At 72.5% G+C, this 14,426-nt stretch carries 18 protein-coding genes; 13 read left to right on the top strand and 5 right to left on the bottom strand.

The features are described from left to right. Positions 1–41: 41 nt before the first annotated feature. The 6 genes from ACIA6B_RS21650 (at position 42) to ACIA6B_RS21625 (ending at position 5,557) form a co-directional block, all read left to right on the top strand. A complete protein-coding gene (locus tag ACIA6B_RS21650; RefSeq protein WP_396775740.1) occupies positions 42–875 on the top strand; it encodes a siderophore-interacting protein in 834 nt (277 codons plus the stop codon). 96 nt (positions 876–971) lie between these two features. Then, the gene (locus ACIA6B_RS21645; RefSeq protein ID WP_396775738.1) at positions 972–1,946 is read left to right on the top strand and encodes an ABC transporter ATP-binding protein; all 975 of its coding nucleotides are present in this window, start codon (positions 972–974) and stop codon (positions 1,944–1,946) included. After that, a complete protein-coding gene (locus ACIA6B_RS21640; RefSeq protein WP_396775737.1) occupies positions 1,943–2,794 on the top strand; it encodes an ABC transporter permease in 852 nt (283 codons plus the stop codon). Before ACIA6B_RS21645 ends, ACIA6B_RS21640 begins: the two co-directional genes overlap by 4 nt. A gap of 10 nt (positions 2,795–2,804) precedes the next feature. Beyond that, positions 2,805–3,056 carry a helix-turn-helix transcriptional regulator gene (locus ACIA6B_RS21635; RefSeq protein ID WP_091071236.1) on the top strand — a complete coding sequence of 84 codons (252 nt, stop codon included), beginning with the start codon at positions 2,805–2,807 and terminating at the stop codon, positions 3,054–3,056. Positions 3,057–3,128: 72 nt separating this feature from the next. Further along, positions 3,129–5,021, top strand: a complete 1,893-nt coding sequence (dnaG, locus tag ACIA6B_RS21630; protein ID WP_396775901.1) for a DNA primase — start codon at positions 3,129–3,131, stop codon at positions 5,019–5,021. Then, on the top strand, positions 5,021–5,557 hold the full coding sequence (locus ACIA6B_RS21625) for a hypothetical protein (RefSeq protein ID WP_396775736.1): 537 nt from the start codon (positions 5,021–5,023) through the stop codon (positions 5,555–5,557). The genes dnaG and ACIA6B_RS21625 overlap by 1 nt, the downstream gene beginning before the upstream one ends. A gap of 72 nt (positions 5,558–5,629) precedes the next feature. Here ACIA6B_RS21625 and ACIA6B_RS21620 read toward each other — a convergent pair whose 3' ends face one another. Both ACIA6B_RS21620 and ACIA6B_RS21615 read right to left on the bottom strand, forming a co-directional pair. After that, on the bottom strand, positions 5,630–6,004 hold the full coding sequence (locus ACIA6B_RS21620; RefSeq protein ID WP_396775735.1) for a type II toxin-antitoxin system VapC family toxin: 375 nt from the start codon (positions 6,002–6,004) through the stop codon (positions 5,630–5,632). Then, positions 6,001–6,255, bottom strand: a complete 255-nt coding sequence (locus tag ACIA6B_RS21615) for a type II toxin-antitoxin system Phd/YefM family antitoxin (RefSeq protein WP_396775734.1) — start codon at positions 6,253–6,255, stop codon at positions 6,001–6,003. The genes ACIA6B_RS21620 and ACIA6B_RS21615 overlap by 4 nt, the downstream gene beginning before the upstream one ends. Positions 6,256–6,384: 129 nt before the next feature. On the opposite strand from ACIA6B_RS21615, the gene ACIA6B_RS21610 reads away from it, so the two are divergent. Next, complete coding sequence (locus ACIA6B_RS21610; protein ID WP_396775733.1) at positions 6,385–6,924, top strand: GNAT family N-acetyltransferase; 540 nt, start codon at positions 6,385–6,387, stop codon at positions 6,922–6,924. A 48-nt stretch (positions 6,925–6,972) separates the two neighbouring features. Here the strand turns inward: ACIA6B_RS21610 and ACIA6B_RS21605 are convergent, their stop codons facing one another. The 3 genes from ACIA6B_RS21605 to ACIA6B_RS21595 are packed head-to-tail and all read right to left on the bottom strand — an operon-like array spanning position 6,973 to position 7,905. Next, positions 6,973–7,371, bottom strand: coding sequence for a PIN domain-containing protein (locus tag ACIA6B_RS21605; protein ID WP_396775732.1), 399 nt, complete (start codon positions 7,369–7,371; stop codon positions 6,973–6,975). Next, complete coding sequence (locus ACIA6B_RS21600; protein ID WP_396775730.1) at positions 7,356–7,613, bottom strand: type II toxin-antitoxin system Phd/YefM family antitoxin; 258 nt, start codon at positions 7,611–7,613, stop codon at positions 7,356–7,358. Before ACIA6B_RS21600 ends, ACIA6B_RS21605 begins: the two co-directional genes overlap by 16 nt. A 46-nt stretch (positions 7,614–7,659) precedes the next feature. Next, the gene (locus ACIA6B_RS21595; protein ID WP_396775728.1) at positions 7,660–7,905 is read right to left on the bottom strand and encodes a flavin reductase; all 246 of its coding nucleotides are present in this window, start codon (positions 7,903–7,905) and stop codon (positions 7,660–7,662) included. 214 nt (positions 7,906–8,119) lie between these two features. On the opposite strand from ACIA6B_RS21595, the gene ACIA6B_RS21590 reads away from it, so the two are divergent. The 6 genes from ACIA6B_RS21590 (at position 8,120) to ACIA6B_RS21565 (ending at position 14,387) form a co-directional block, all read left to right on the top strand. Further along, positions 8,120–8,923 (top strand): Scr1 family TA system antitoxin-like transcriptional regulator, encoded by an 804-nt coding sequence (locus ACIA6B_RS21590; protein ID WP_396775726.1) that lies wholly within the window; start codon positions 8,120–8,122, stop codon positions 8,921–8,923. Next, the gene (locus tag ACIA6B_RS21585) at positions 8,914–9,102 is read left to right on the top strand and encodes a DUF397 domain-containing protein (RefSeq protein ID WP_396775725.1); all 189 of its coding nucleotides are present in this window, start codon (positions 8,914–8,916) and stop codon (positions 9,100–9,102) included. Before ACIA6B_RS21590 ends, ACIA6B_RS21585 begins: the two co-directional genes overlap by 10 nt. A 165-nt stretch (positions 9,103–9,267) precedes the next feature. Beyond that, positions 9,268–10,284 carry a YihY/virulence factor BrkB family protein gene (locus ACIA6B_RS21580; RefSeq protein ID WP_396775724.1) on the top strand — a complete coding sequence of 339 codons (1,017 nt, stop codon included), beginning with the start codon at positions 9,268–9,270 and terminating at the stop codon, positions 10,282–10,284. Positions 10,285–10,489: 205 nt separating this feature from the next. Continuing rightward, a complete protein-coding gene (locus ACIA6B_RS21575; protein ID WP_107155761.1) occupies positions 10,490–11,668 on the top strand; it encodes an ROK family protein in 1,179 nt (392 codons plus the stop codon). A gap of 71 nt (positions 11,669–11,739) precedes the next feature. Next, positions 11,740–13,305 carry a sugar ABC transporter ATP-binding protein gene (locus ACIA6B_RS21570; protein ID WP_396775899.1) on the top strand — a complete coding sequence of 522 codons (1,566 nt, stop codon included), beginning with the start codon at positions 11,740–11,742 and terminating at the stop codon, positions 13,303–13,305. After that, positions 13,302–14,387 (top strand): ABC transporter permease, encoded by a 1,086-nt coding sequence (locus ACIA6B_RS21565; RefSeq protein WP_396775723.1) that lies wholly within the window; start codon positions 13,302–13,304, stop codon positions 14,385–14,387. Before ACIA6B_RS21570 ends, ACIA6B_RS21565 begins: the two co-directional genes overlap by 4 nt. Positions 14,388–14,426: the final 39 nt, after the last annotated feature.

Here is a 14,426-nt window from a genome sequence, read left to right as displayed (position 1 = left end):
CCCGCCCGGCCCGGCGGGCAGGTGAGGGTAGCCTAAGCGGTATGACGGATCGCCCGAAGACGCTCACCGCCGCCACGGTCGTCCGGACCACGCGGCCCACCCCGCACCTGATCCGGCTCGTGTTCGGCGGTGACGAGCTGACCGGCCTGCCGGTGGGCGCGTACACCGACCACTACGTGAAGTTCGTCTTCCCGCCGGCCGGGGTGACCTACCCGCACCCCACCGACCTGGCCGCCATCAAACGCGAGTTCCCGGCGGCGCAGTGGCCGCGGCTGCGCGCGTACACGGTGCGGGCGTTCGACCCGGTCGCCGGTGAGCTGACCGTGGACGTGGTCCACCACGGCGAGGAGGGGCTGGCCGGCCCGTGGGCGGCCGGGCTGCGCCCCGGCGACCGGGTGCTGTTCACCCGGCCCGGCGGCGCGTACGCGCCGGACCCGACCGCCGACTGGCACCTGCTGGCCGGTGACGAGAGCGCGCTGCCGGCCATCGCCGCCGCGCTGGAACGGCTGCCGGCCGGCGCGCCGGCCCGGGTCTTCGTCGAGGTCGAGGGGCCGGCCGACGAACTGCCGCTGGCCGGCGCCGGCGCGGTCGAGTTGCGCTGGCTGCACCGGGCCGGCCGCCCGGCCGGGGAGGCGCTGGTCGAGGCGGTCCGGGCGCTGGTCTTCCCGCCCGGCCGGGTGCACGCGTTCGTGCACGGCGAAGCCGGCGCGGTCAAGGAGCTGCGCCGGCTGCTGCGGGTCGAGCGCGGCGTGCCCCGGGCCGACCTGTCCATCTCCGGCTACTGGCGGCGCGGCCTGGACGACGAGGGCTGGCGCTCCACCAAGTCGGCCTGGAACGCCGAGGTCGAGGCCGAGGAGGCCGCCGTCCCCGCCTGACCGGGCTTCCTGCACGTTCCACCGCCAGCGGCTCCATCGCCCCCGCGAGTGAGTGGGTCTCCCTCGGAATGTAGTAGGAGTGCTACATTCCGAGGCATGACTGCGGTCGAACTCCCGGGGGCGGTTGCGGCCCCCCGGCCTCCCGACGAGGATCTGGTCCTCGACGTCCGCGACCTGCGCATGCGGTACGGCGCCGTCGACGTGCTGCACGGCGTCGACCTCACCGCCCGGCGCGGCGAGGTGGTCGCGCTGCTCGGGCCCAACGGCGCCGGCAAGACCACCACCATCGAGATCCTGGAGGGCTTCCGGCTGCCCTCCGCCGGCACGGTCCGGGTGCTCGGCGTCGACCCGGCCCGCGGCGACGAGCGCTGGCGTGCCCGGCTCGGCGTGGTGCTCCAGTCCTGGCGCGACCACGGCAAGTGGCGGGTCCGGGAGCTGCTCACCCACCTCGGCGACTTCTACGCGCCGTACGCGACCGACCGGACGCCGCGGCCCTGGCCGGTCGACGACCTGCTGGCCACCGTGGGGCTGACCGGGCACGCCGACACCCGGGTGGCCCGGCTCTCCGGCGGGCAGCGCCGCCGGCTCGACGTGGCGGTCGGCATCGTCGGCCGGCCGGAGCTGCTGTTCCTGGACGAGCCGACGGTCGGCTTCGACCCGGCGGCCCGGCGCGAGTTCCACGAGCTGGTGCACCGCCTCACCGACCTCGACGAGACCACCATCGTGCTGACCACGCACGACCTGGCCGAGGCGGAGAAGCTGGCCGACCGCATCCTCATCCTGGCCGGCGGCCGGATCGTCGCCGAGGGGTCACCGGACCAGTTGGCCCGCCGCGTCGCCTCCGACGCCGAGATCCGCTGGACCCGCGACGGCGAGCGGTACGTGCACGCCACCGCCGACGCCACCGCGTTCCTGCGCGACCTGCTCCGCGAGCACGGCGACCGGGTCCGGGAGCTGGAGGTGCGCCGGGCCAGCCTGGAGGACGCGTACCTGGCGTTGGTGCACGAGGAGGAGACCGGCATCCGCACCGGCCGGGCCGAGCAGGTGTGGCAGCAGGAGGCGACGCGATGACCCCGACCACCAGCGCGCTCCGGGCCGGGCTGCGGCGCGGCCTGATCGAGCTGCGCGCCACGTTCACCAACGGCCAGGACCTGTGGAACTACTTCTTCCCCACGGCGGTGCTGCTGGTCGCCATGTTCTTCATGCGCGGCTCGACCGTGCCCGGCACCGACTTCTCGCTCGGCGCCCGGACACTGCCCAGCGCGCTCGGCATGGGCCTGCTCTTCGGCGGCCTGCTCGGGCTGGCCCAGCAGCTCATCGTCGACCGGGAGGACGGCACGCTGCTGCGGGCCAAGGCGATCCCCAACGGGATGCTCGGCTACCTCGTCGGCAAGCTGGTGCTGATCTCGGCGATCTCGCTGATCGGTGTGGTCATCCAGCTCGTGCCCGGTCTGTTCTTCCTGGACGGGCTGCGGCTCGGCGACCCCGGCGCCTGGCTCACCCTGGCCTGGGTGGTGCCGCTCGGGCTGGTGGCGACGCTGCCGCTGGGCGCGGTGATCGGCTCGGTGATCGAGAACCCGCGCAACATGGGCCTGGTGGTCCTGCCGATCTTCGGCCTGATCGCGCTCTCCGGCATCTTCTACCCGATCAACGGCCTGCCCGGCTGGCTCCAGGGCGTCGCCCAGGTCTTCCCGCTCTACTGGCTAGGCTTGGGCATGCGCTCGGCGCTGCTCCCGGCCGACCTGGCGGCGGTCGAGCTGGGCGGCTCCTGGCGGCACCTGGAGACGCTGGGCGTGCTCGGCGCCTGGGCGGTGCTCGGGCTGGTGCTGGCCCCGGTGGTGCTGCGCCGGATGGCCCGCCGGGAGTCCGGCTCGCGGGTCGCGGCCCGGCGGGAGCGGGCCATGCAGCGGGTCGGATGAGAGGGCGGCGATGAGCGAGACCGTGCACAACCGGATCGCGGTGCTGCGCGCCGAACGGGGCGTCTCCCGACGGCAGCTCGCCGACGCGCTCGGGGTGCACTACCAGACCGTCGGCTACCTGGAACGCGGTGAGTTCCGGCCCAGCCTGCACCTGGCGCTGCGCATCGCCGCGTACTTCGAGGTGCCGGTCGAGGTGGTCTTCTCCATCGAACCGTTCCCGCGGATCGGCGACGCCGCGGCCGGGGCCGGCCGTTCGGCGTGAGCCGGCGGGACGGGCGGCGTCCGCCACATGTCCGTCCCCCCGGCCGCCGGATCGTCGGTCCGGCAGGGCAGGATGTACGCCGAGGAGGTGGCGGTCATGGCGGGGCGGATCCGGGACGAGGACATCGCGTTGGTCCGCGAGCGCACCGCTATCGCGGACGTCATCTCCGAGGTGGTGACGCTCAAGTCGGCCGGCGGTGGCAACCTCAAGGGGCTCTGCCCGTTCCACGACGAGAAGAGTCCCTCGTTCAACGTGTCGCCCGCCCGCAACGTGTTCTACTGCTTCGGCTGCGGGGTCGGCGGTGACGCGATCAAGTTCCTGATGGACGCCGAGCACCTCGGCTTCATCGAGTCGGTCGAGAGCCTCGCCGCCCGCGCCGGCATCCAGCTCCGCTACGTCGAGGACGACCGGTCCACCCCACGCGCCCGGCCGCAGCAGGGGCAGCGGCAGCGCCTGGTGGCCGCGCACGCCGCCGCCGTCGAGTTCTACCGGGCCCAGCTCACCACCGCCGGCGCCCGCCCGGCCCGCGAGTTCCTGGCCCGGCGGGGCTTCGACCGGGCCGCCGCCGAGCGCTACGGCTGCGGCTTCGCCCCCGACGGGTGGGACCTGCTCACCCGGCACCTGCGCCAGCAGGGCTTCAGCCACGACGAGCTGGTCACCGGCGGCCTCTCCCGCCCGGCCCGGTCGGGCTCGCTGATCGACAGGTTCCGCCGCCGGCTGATGTGGCCGATCCGGGACATCACCGGCGACGTGATCGGCTTCGGCGCCCGCAAGCTGTTCGACGACGACGACGGCCCGAAATACCTCAACACCCCCGAGACGCCGATCTACAAGAAGTCGCACGTCCTCTACGGCATCGACCAGGCCAAACGGGAGATCGCCAAGCAGGGCAAGGTGGTGGTGGTCGAGGGCTACACCGACGTGATGGCCTGCCACCTCGCCGACGTCCCGACCGCGGTGGCGACGTGCGGCACGGCGTTCGGCGGCGACCACATCTCGGTGCTGCGCCGGGTGCTCTTCGACAGCGACGAGCGGGCCGGGGAGATCATCTTCACGTTCGACGGCGACGCCGCCGGCCAGAAGGCCGCGCTGCGCGCGTTCGAGGACGACCAACGCTTCGTCGGGCGCACGTTCATCGCGGTCAGCCCGGACAACATGGACCCGTGCGACCTGCGGCTGGCCAAGGGCGACCTGGCCGTCCGCGACCTGGTGGCCCGCCGCGAGCCACTCGTCGACTTCGCGCTCCGGCACGTCATCAACCGGTTCGACCTCGACACCGTCGACGGCCGGGTCGAGGCGATGCGCCGCGCCGCGCCGCTGGTCGCGAAAATCAAGGACCGGGAGAAACGCCCGGAGTACGTCCGCAAGCTCGCCGGTGACCTCGGCATGGAGATCGAGCCGGTACAGCGCGCCGTGCTGACCGCCGGCAACGCGCAGCCGGCGAACGGTCGGCCCGCGCCGACCCGCCCCGGCCCCGCCACGCCGGCCGTGGACAGTCCCCGTTCCATGGTGGAGCGGGAGGCGCTGAAGCTGGCGTTGCAGGAGCCGGTGCTGGCCGGCCCGATGTTCGACGCGGTCGAGGCCGGCGACTACCAACATCCGGTGCACGCCGCGGTGCGCGTCGCCGTCGCCGAGGCCGGCGGTGCGGCCGGCGCCACCGGCGGCGCGGTCTGGATCGAGCGGGTCCGCGACGCCTGCGCCGACCTGGCGGCCCAGGCCCTGGTGGGGGAGCTGGCGGTGGAGCCGTTGCGCATCGACGGCGAGCCCGACCCGAGGTACGTCTCGGTGACCATGGCCCGGTTGCAGTGGAGTTCGGTCACCGGCCGGATCCGCGATCTCAAGTCGAAGATCCAGCGGGTCAACCCGGTGAGCAACAAGGACGAATACTTCGCCCTGTTCGGGGAGTTGCTCTCGCTCGAACAACACGCGCGGGCCCTGCGCGAGCAGGCCGCCGGAGGACTGTGATGGGACTCTTCCGCCGCCGCTCGAAGCTGCCGCCGGCCGACCGTCCGCCGCTCGCCGCCGACGAGCGGGTGCTTGCCTGGGCCGCGGCCGGCAACGGGGAGGGCGACGGCGTGGTGGTCGCCAGCAACCGGGGGCTCTGGCTGCCCGGCCGGGGCGAGCGCCTCGGCTGGCACGACGTCCTCAAGGCGGTGTGGTCCGGCCGGGAACTCACCGTCACGCCGGCCGAGCCGGTCACCGAGCGGGACGGCTACCTCGTGGTCGCCGACGCCCCGGCCGAGACGTATTTGCTGCTCGATCCCGGGGAGCTGCCGCACCAGGTGCGTACCCGGGTCACCGGCTCGGTGGCGTACACCGCGCACCACCCGGTGCCCGGCGGCGCGGGGCGGATCGCGGCCCGGCGGGTGCCCGGCGTGGATGGTCTGACCTGGACGGTCCGCTACGACCCGGGGACGCCGGCCGACGACGAGGCGGTGGTCGTCGAGACCGGCCGCCTGGTGGCCGAGGCCCGCGCCGCCACCACGCCCGCCGACGCCTGACCGCGACCGGCGCGGTTCGCGTGGATGGGCCTGAGCCTCTTTCGGGCATCACGTGTGGACCGAAGCGTCCGCTCACACCTTGAGGACGTCCACGTCGTACAGCGCTATCGACGCGTCGCGGGAGGCGAGGGTCAGCCCTTCGGTGATTGCCTGGGCCACCAGCATGCGGTCGAAGGGATCGCGGTGATGCGATGGCAGCCGGCCGGCGGCGATGGCGTGGGCGTGGGTCACCGGGAGTTCCCGGAAACCCATGTCTCTTACCCGCGCGGCAAGGTCAGGAGGGCCGGCGAGCTTGCCGATGCTCTGTTTGATGGTGATCTCCCACAGGGTGACCGGGGAGAGGAAGATGTCCGGCTCGTGGCGTAGTTGGTCGAGCAACTCGGTGCCGAGGGTCGGGTCGCCGGTGATGGCCCAGAGCGCGACGTGAGTGTCCAGCAGCAGATTCATGCGCCGATGCCGAAGTCGTCGGCGATCTCGGCGTTTGTCTGCGGCGAGTCCCAGTCACCGGAGAGGTCCAGTTGGCCGGCGAGAGAGCCGACCGCGGTGCGGTTGGCCCGCCGAACCAGCGGTACCACCTTCGCCACCGGGGTGCCCGCCCGGTCGATGATGATCTCCTCGCCGTGTTCCACCCGTTCGATGATGCGCGACAGGTGGGTCTTGGCATCATGCATGTTGTAGTGCACGGCCTCAGCCGACATGGCGCAACCTCCTGGCTTAGCTAAGGAGCTAGTTTAGCCTGCTCAGCCGCATGAGCGCCGCATTCGTGGCGGGAGCGGGTCACCGGTAATCCGGTCGTGGGGTTCGAAACTGGCTGTTAGCGTCGCGGGATGTTCGCCACCGACCGGGTCCGGTTGCGCCCGCCCACGCCCGACGACGCGCCGAACATCTTCCGGCTCGACGCCGACCCCGAGCTGCACCTGCTCACCGACGACGCGCCGTTCCTGCCGCGCCACGTCGGCCAGGTCCGGGCCCGGCTGGAGAAGCAGGTCACCGAGCCGCCCGAGGGCCACACCTCGGTGTCGTTCCTGGCCGAGACGGTCGCCGACGGCACGTACCTCGGCGGCTGCTCGCTGTGGGGGATCAGCGCGTTCGAGCGGTTCGCCCACCTCGGCATCTCGCTGGTGCCCGAGGCGCGTGGCCAGGGCTACGGGACCGAGGTCATCCGACTGCTCTGCCGGTACGGCTTCCGCAGCCGGAACCTTCGCCGGCTGGAGTTGGAGACGCTGGCCGGCAACACCGCCATGCGGCGCACCGCCGAGGCGTGCGGCTTCGTCCACGAGGGCACCCAGCGGGAGCGCGCGTACGACGGCGACGGCTTCTCGGACCTGGTGTTCTACGGCCTGCTCCGGCGCGACTGGACGCCGTAACGTCGTACGCGTGGTCCCGCGACGACGGGCGCTGTCAGCGCCGGCCGCTCAGACCTCCGCTGCCGAGACGTTGGGCAGGTCGCCGAAGCGGGCTTTCGCGTCTCGGCTCAGCACGGTCCGTCCGCTTTCGGCCGCATGAGCGGCGATGATCAGATCGTGGGCGCCGCGTGGTGTCCCGGAGCGGCGTACGTGCGCGATGAGTCGGGCGTGGTGAGCGGCCGTCGCCTCGGTGTAGTCGAGGACGTCAACCGCGCTGACGATCGCCGCCAGGGCTCGCGCCCGGTCGGCCGCGCGTGTGACGGTGTCGGCCAGTTCGATACCGACCCGGTATTCGGCGACGGTGACGGCGGCGATCGCGAGTTCGTCCTGGTCGAGGGAGTCGCGGTCGAGTGTGCCGCGTTCGTATGCGATGAGGACGTTGGTGTCGAGGATCAGGCGTCGGCCCATGGATCCGTCCGTTCGCTCGTCACGTAGCCGAGGGCGTCGGCGATGTCCCGCTCGAAGTGATCATCGGGCGACGGGACGTCCGTCAGCGCGGCTCGAAGGTCTCGACCGGTGCGACGGTGGGCTGGATGGATCTCCGCGATCGGGCGGTTTCCGCGCGTGACGATGACGCTCTCGCCGCGCTCGATCGCATCGAGGAGGTCGGAGAATCTCCGCGAGGCTTCGGTGGCCGAGATGGTACGCATGGCGTCAGTGTATCTGATAATCAGACTGTGCCGTCCCATGTCGTTGTCAACGGGCCCGCGCCCAGCCGACGAAGCGCTGCCACAGGCCCTGAGCGGTGGTGCCGTCCCGGTCGGCGGCCAGGTCGGCGGTGGCCTCGCACAGCAGCGTGCCGAGATGCACCAGCAGCGCGATCCGGTCCTCGCGGTACGCACCGAGCAGCGCCAGCCGGGCCGGCGAGCACGGCCACGCCGCACCGCAGATCCGGCAACGCCAGGACGGGCGGGCCGCGACGTGCGGGCGGTACCGGGGCATCTGTGAACCTCCGTCGCGGTGGGGAGGGGGCGTCGACGGACCTCGTCGTGCGCCGACGCCCCCGGCCTGGTTCCGCCCGCCGTCCGATCCCGTGAGCGGTTCCGCTGCGTGACAGTTTGGTGACGGGGCGACTACGGTGGGGCGTCCGGCACGGCGACGACCAGCGCGTCCGGCGGCCGGGCCCGGGTGTGTCGAGGATGTACGGAGGCTGTCCGTGGAACTGTCGTCCATGCTGGAGCACTTCGCGGAGGAGTTACGGCTCGCCCGCGCGGCCAACGGCATGTCCCAGACGTCGTTGGCCGAGGCGCTGACGTATTCCGGCGCGCTGGTGGCCAAGGTGGAGACCTGTGAGCGCCGCCCGAGCCTGGACTTCGCCCGCCGCTGCGACACGGTGCTCGGCACCGACGGGCGCTTCGAACGCATCCAGCGGCGGATCGGCCGGGAGGCCGTGGTGCCGTGGTTCCGCGACTGGCCCGGCATCGAGGCGGAGGCCACCGCGCTGCGCTCGTTCGAGCCGATCTGCGTGCCGGGCCTGCTCCAGACCGAGGGGTACGCCCGCGCGCTGCTCTCCGGCAGCGGGCTGTTCGCGCCGGACGAGGTGGAGCAGCAGGTGACGACGCGGCTGGACCGCCAACCGCTGCTCACCCGGGAACGGCCGCCGCTGCTCACCTTCGTCGTCGACGAGCACGTGCTGCGCCGGCGCGTCGGCGGGCCGGAGGTGATGCGCGAGCAGGTGCGCCACCTGGTGAAGGTCGGCTCGGGGCTGCCCCGGGTGCGCATCCACGTCGTGCCGCTCACCGCCGGGGGCTACGTCGGCGTCAACGGCCCGTTCGTGATCGCCACCCCGCCGCACGGCGAGGACGTCGTCTACCAGGAGGGCCAGCTCCACGCGCAGGTGATCGACCGCGCCGAGCACGTGCGGCGGATGGTCGAGGTGTGGGAGTCGGTCCGCGGTGAGGCACTATCGCACCAGCAGTCCCTCGAATTCCTGACGGAGGTGGCGGAGACATGGACCTGAGCAACGCCCGGTGGCGCACGAGCAGCCGGAGCAACGGCCAGGGTGGCAACTGCGTGGAGGTGGCGGATGCCCGGCCCGGTGGGGTCGCGGTGCGCGACTCCAAGGACCCCGCCGGCCCGGTGCTGGCCTTCGCGCCCGACGCCTGGCGCGCGTTCGTCGACCGGCTCCCCGCCCGCTGACCCGAAGCCGGGGCCGGTGTGACGGGGCTGACCCCGGCCCGGCCGCCCCGCTCGTGCGGCCCCGCCCGTTCCGGCGGACCGGCAGGTTGTCTGGGAGGTGGCTGGTTATCCGACCCGACCTCGGGGCAAGTCGTGCAGTGACGACATGACGACGAGGGAGGTGCGATGGCCAGCGACGAGTCTTCCGCCCGCGAGGGGCGCGAGCGCACCGGGCCGGTGGGGCCGGACGACGGTCCGGACAGCCCGACCGACCTGCCGGGTCCGGGCTGGGTGGCGACGCTCAAGCGGACCGTCCGGGAGTTCCAGGACGACAGCCTGACCGACTGGGCCGCCGCGCTCACCTACTACGGGGTGCTCTCGATCTTCCCCGGCGTGCTGGTGCTGATCTCCGTGCTCGGCCTGCTCGGCGAGCGGGCCACCAACGGCGTCCGGGACACGGTCGGCCAGGCGGTGCCGGAGGAGAACATTCGGAAGATCATCGAGAGCGCGATCGACCAGGCCGGCCAGTCCGGCGGGCTGGCGAGCATCGCGGCGGTGATCGGTCTGGTCGCCGCGTTCTGGTCGGCGTCCGGCTACGTCGCCGCGTTCATGCGCGCCTCGAACAGCATCTACGACGTGCCGGAGGGCCGGCCGATCTGGAAGACGCTGCCGATCCGGCTCGGGGTGACCGCGGTGATCGGCGTGATGCTGCTGATCAGCGCCGTGATCGTGGTGTTCACCGGCGGGCTGGCCGAGCAGGCCGGCAACGCCATCGGGCTCGGCTCCACCGCGGTCACGGTGTGGAACATCGCCAAGTGGCCGGTGCTGTTGCTGCTGGTCAGCCTGATGTTCGCGATCCTCTACTGGGCCTCGCCCAACGCCCGGCACGGCGGCTTCCGCTGGGTCAGCCCGGGCGGAATCCTCGCCGTGGTGCTCTGGCTGGTGGTGTCCGGTCTGTTCGCGCTCTACGTGAGCAACTTCGGCTCGTACAACAAGACGTACGGCGCGGTGGCCGGCGTGATTATCTTCCTGGTCTGGCTTTGGCTGAGCAACGTGGCCATCCTGCTCGGCGCCGAGTTCGACGCCGAGCTGGAGCGCAGCCGTGCCATCGCCGCCGGCCTCCCCGAGGACAAGGAGCCCTACGTCGAGCTGCGCGACGACCGCAAGCTGCGGAAGAAGCGCAACGCGCCCGCACCACGCTGACCTCGAACGCCGCCGCCCCGCCCGGTCGAACCGGGCGGGGCGGCGCGTTTTCATGATCCGGAAGGCGCTTTTGTTCATACGGACAGAAGTTTTCGCCAAATGCGCTGAAGCTATGGACACGCGACCCGGAAGGCTCCTACTGTGTCGGACACAACACCTCGGCATTGCGTCGATGTGAACGACTCCGATGCGGAGGTGACTGCCGGTGCGGACGGTCGATCCCCTGCACGTACGGCTCCTGCGACTGCTCCGGGACCAGGGCGCGATCTCCCGCGCCGAGCTCGGTGACCGCCTCCAGATGCCCCGCCCGCGGCTGCTCGCCGAGCTGGAGCGGCTGGTCTCCCTCGGCTACGTGGCCGAGGCCGGGTTGGCCGCCTCCCGGGGCGGACGCCGCTCCACCCTGGTCGAGCTGAGCCCGCACCTGCGCTTCGCCTCGGTCGACCTGGGCGCCAGCTCGATCGACGTCGAGGTGGTCAACGGCCGGCTGGAGCCGGTGACCGCGTACACCGAACCGGCCGACATCCGCTCCGGCCCCAAGGTGACCCTGCAACGGGTCAACGACCTGCTGCACAAGGCCAAGGTGGACGGCGCGTACGAGCGGCTCGACGCGATCGGCATCGGCGTGCCCGGCCCGGTGAGCTTCCGCGACGGGGTGCCGGTCTCGCCACCGATCATGCCGGGCTGGGACCGCTTCCCGGTCCGCGAGCTGCTGACCCGCGAGCACGGCTGCCCGGCCGTGGTCGACAACGACGTCAACATCATGGCGATCGGCGAGCGGCACGGCGGCGTCGCCCACTCCGTCGACGACTTCCTCTTCATCAAGATCGGCACCGGCATCGGCTGCGGCATCTACCTGCACGGCGAGGTCTACCGGGGCACCGACGGCTGCGCCGGCGACATCGGCCACATCCAGGTCGACCCGAACGGCCCGATGTGCTCCTGCGGCAACCTCGGCTGCCTGGAGGCGGTGTTCAGCGGCGCGGCGCTGGCCCGGGAGGCGACCGCCGCGGCCCGCGCCGAGGTCTCACCGGCCCTGGTCGAGCGGCTCACCGCCCGGGGCGCGGTCACCGCGCTGGACGTGGCGCAGGGCGCGATCGAGGGCGACGTCACCTGCATCCAGCTCATCCGCGACGGCGGCCGGCGGGTCGGCAGCGTGCTGGCCGGGCTGGTCAGTTTCACCAACCCGTCCATGATCGTCATCGGTGGCGGGCTCGCCCAGCTCGGCCACATCCTGCTCGCCGAGATCCGCAGCGTGGTCTACCGCCGCTCGCTGCCGCTGGCCACCGGCAACCTGCCGGTCGTCCTCTCCGAGCTGGGCCCGCGCGCCGGCGTCGCCGGCGCGGCCGTGCTCGCCAGCGACGTCGCGTTCGGGGAAGCCGCATGAGCGAACGCACCGAGCGGAGCGAGGGCCGTGAGGGCATGCCCAGCCAGCACCGCATGACCGAGGGGGTGAAGATGTCCGGGAAGGAACCGCTGGTCGAGGCGCCCGCCGACGCCGTCGCGGGCGAGGTGGTGCTGCGCCTCACCGACGTGGTGAAGACGTTCCCCGGCGTACGCGCGCTGGACGGCGTGCAGTTGGAGGTGCGGGCCGGCGAGGTGCACTGCCTGCTGGGGCAGAACGGCGCCGGCAAGTCCACCCTGATCAAGGTGCTCGCCGGCGTGCACCGGCCGGACTCCGGCGAGGTGGTGTGGCGCGGCGAACCGGCCGCGTTCGCCAACCCGCAGGCCGCCATGCGCGCCGGCATCGCCACCATCTACCAGGAACTCGACCTGGTCGACGACCTGTCGGTGGCGGAGAACGCGTTCCTCGGCCACGAACCGCGCCGGCTCGGCTTCGTCCGGCGCGGGCAGATGGCCCGGCGTACCCGGCAGATCCTGGCCCGGCTCGGCCACCCGGAGATCCCGCCCGGGCGGCTGGTGCGGCACCTGCCGGCGGCCGGCAAGCAGATCGTCAGCATGGCCCGGGCGCTGTCCCACGAGGCCCGGCTGATCATCATGGACGAGCCGAGCGCGGTGCTGGCCCACGACGAGGTGGGCAACCTGTTCCGGATCATCCGGGAACTCACCGCGCAGGGCATCGCGGTCATCTACATCTCGCACCGGATGGAGGAGATCCGCGAGATCGGCGACCGGGTGACCGTACTCAAGGACGGCCGGACCACGGCGGCGAGCCTGCCGGCGCGTGACACCCCGACCCGCGACCTGGTCGCCCGGATGACCGGGCGGACCATCGAGTACGTCTTCCCGCAGCGCCCGGCCGACGACGGGGCCGGCGCGGAGCTGCTCCGGGTGGACGGGCTGACCCGGCACGGCGAGTTCGCCGACGTCTCGCTCGGCGTCCGCGCCGGGGAGATCGTCGGGATCGCCGGGCTGGTCGGCTCCGGCCGCTCCGAGCTGCTGGAGACCATCTTCGGGGCTCGCCGGGCGCACGCCGGGACGGTCCGGCTGGGCGGTCGGACGCTGCGCCCGGGCAGCGTGGGCGCGGCGGTCCGGGCCGGCATGGGCATGGCGCCCGAGGAGCGCAAGAGTCAGGCGCTGCTGCTCGGCGAGCCGATCTACCGCAACGTCACGCTCGCCACGTTCGGCAGGTACGCCCGCCTGGGCTTCACCGACGCCGGGCGGGAACGGGCCGAGGCGGACCGGATCGCCGCCGCGCTGGAGCTGCGCCCCCGGAACGTCCGCCGGCCGGTGCGCACGCTGTCCGGCGGCAACCAGCAGAAGGTGGTGGTCGGCCGGTGGCTGCTCGGGGACACCCGGCTGCTGCTGCTCGACGAACCGACCCGGGGCGTGGACGTGGGCGCCCGCGCCGAGCTGTACCAGGTGATCCGCGACCTGGCCGCCCGGGGCGTCGGGGTGCTGCTGGTCTCCAGCGAGGTGCCCGAGGTGCTGGGCCTGGCCGACCGGGTGCTGGTGATGCGGGAGGGCCGGGTGGTCCGCGAGGCCCCGGCCGGCGAACTCGACGAGAACACCGTGCTCGACCTCGTGATGGCGGGGTCCCTCATGGAAGGCGCACCGGCATGAGCGATACCCACACCACGCTCCCCGCGCAGTCGCCGCCGGTGGACCGGGCGGAGACCGCCAAGGTCGACGCGCCGGCCCGGCTCTCCTGGTGGCGCGGCGACGGCGGGGAGGGCGCGAAGCGCAATCTCGGCCTGCTGGCCACGCTCGTGGTGCTGGTGGTCATCGGCATCCTGACCCGCCCCGACCTGTACGGCGACCCGAACTGGGTGTGGGGCAACACGCTCACCATCCTCAAGCTCGCCTCGGTGGTCGGCGTGGTCACCGTCGGCATGACCTTCGTGATCATCGGCGGCGGCATCGACCTGTCGGTCGGCGCGATCGTGGCGCTGGCCGGCGTCTGGTCCACCACGCTCGCCACCCAGAGCTACGGCGCCGGCGGCATGATCTTCAGCGCGCTCACCGTCGGGCTGGCCGTCGGCGTGGTCAACGGCCTGCTCATCTCGTACGGGCGGCTGGTGCCGTTCATCGCCACGCTGGCCATGCTGGTGGCCGCCCGAGGGCTGGCGGCGGAGATCTCCGACAAGCAGACCCAGGTCTCCACCAGCTCGTTCATCAACGGCATCGCCACCACCAACGTGCTCGGCATCCCGCTGCTGGTCTACATCCTGATCGCGGTGGTGGCAGCCGGGTGGGTGCTGCTCAACCGGACCACGTTCGGCCGCCGCACGGTGGCGGTCGGCGGCAACCCGGAGGCGGCCCGGCTCGCCGGCATCAACGTACGCCGGCACACCGTGCTGCTCTACGCGCTCTCCGGCCTCTGCTGCGGCATCGCCGCGGTGATGCTGACCGCGCAGGCCACCTCCGCCCAGGCGGCGATGGCCAACCTCTACGAGCTGGACGCGATCGCCGCCGCGATCATCGGCGGCACGCTGCTCAGCGGCGGGCGGGGCACCATCATCGGCTCCCTGCTCGGGGTGGTCATCTTCTCCACGATCACCAACCTGTTCGCCATCAACAACCTCTCCGCCGAGGCCCAGAACATGGTCAAGGGCGGCATCATCGTCGCCGCCGTCCTGGTCCAGCAGGTGCAGTTCCGCAGCCTGACCCAGTTCCTCGCCCGCAACCGGGCCACCACCACCTGACCCACCGCACCGCCAGGCCGCCGTCGCGCAGACGGTGGC

This window comes from Micromonospora sp. NPDC051141 (assembly GCF_044455765.1).
In the GTDB taxonomy this organism is placed as follows: domain Bacteria; phylum Actinomycetota; class Actinomycetes; order Mycobacteriales; family Micromonosporaceae; genus Micromonospora.
The sequence above is the reverse complement of the archived record's forward strand: the minus strand, read 5'-3'. Positions and strand labels throughout refer to the sequence as shown.

Bases quoted from the DNA above. Each gene is read 5' to 3' on its own strand.
- dnaG (WP_396775901.1), top strand. From the start codon at position 3,129: ATGTACGCCGAGGAGGTGGCGGTCATGGCGGGGCGGATCCGGGACGAG.
- ACIA6B_RS21625 (WP_396775736.1), top strand. From the start codon at position 5,021: ATGGGACTCTTCCGCCGCCGCTCGAAGCTGCCGCCGGCCGACCGTCCG.
- ACIA6B_RS21620 (WP_396775735.1), bottom strand. From the start codon at position 6,004: ATGAATCTGCTGCTGGACACTCACGTCGCGCTCTGGGCCATCACCGGC.
- ACIA6B_RS21615 (WP_396775734.1), bottom strand. From the start codon at position 6,255: ATGTCGGCTGAGGCCGTGCACTACAACATGCATGATGCCAAGACCCAC.
- ACIA6B_RS21650 (WP_396775740.1), top strand. From the start codon at position 42: ATGACGGATCGCCCGAAGACGCTCACCGCCGCCACGGTCGTCCGGACC.
- ACIA6B_RS21580 (WP_396775724.1), top strand. From the start codon at position 9,268: ATGGCCAGCGACGAGTCTTCCGCCCGCGAGGGGCGCGAGCGCACCGGG.
- ACIA6B_RS21570 (WP_396775899.1), top strand. From the start codon at position 11,740: ATGTCCGGGAAGGAACCGCTGGTCGAGGCGCCCGCCGACGCCGTCGCG.
- ACIA6B_RS21595 (WP_396775728.1), bottom strand. From the start codon at position 7,905: ATGCCCCGGTACCGCCCGCACGTCGCGGCCCGCCCGTCCTGGCGTTGC.
- ACIA6B_RS21640 (WP_396775737.1), top strand. From the start codon at position 1,943: ATGACCCCGACCACCAGCGCGCTCCGGGCCGGGCTGCGGCGCGGCCTG.
- ACIA6B_RS21565 (WP_396775723.1), top strand. From the start codon at position 13,302: ATGAGCGATACCCACACCACGCTCCCCGCGCAGTCGCCGCCGGTGGAC.
- ACIA6B_RS21610 (WP_396775733.1), top strand. From the start codon at position 6,385: ATGTTCGCCACCGACCGGGTCCGGTTGCGCCCGCCCACGCCCGACGAC.
- ACIA6B_RS21645 (WP_396775738.1), top strand. From the start codon at position 972: ATGACTGCGGTCGAACTCCCGGGGGCGGTTGCGGCCCCCCGGCCTCCC.
- ACIA6B_RS21600 (WP_396775730.1), bottom strand. From the start codon at position 7,613: ATGCGTACCATCTCGGCCACCGAAGCCTCGCGGAGATTCTCCGACCTC.
- ACIA6B_RS21585 (WP_396775725.1), top strand. From the start codon at position 8,914: ATGGACCTGAGCAACGCCCGGTGGCGCACGAGCAGCCGGAGCAACGGC.
- ACIA6B_RS21605 (WP_396775732.1), bottom strand. From the start codon at position 7,371: ATGGGCCGACGCCTGATCCTCGACACCAACGTCCTCATCGCATACGAA.
- ACIA6B_RS21635 (WP_091071236.1), top strand. From the start codon at position 2,805: ATGAGCGAGACCGTGCACAACCGGATCGCGGTGCTGCGCGCCGAACGG.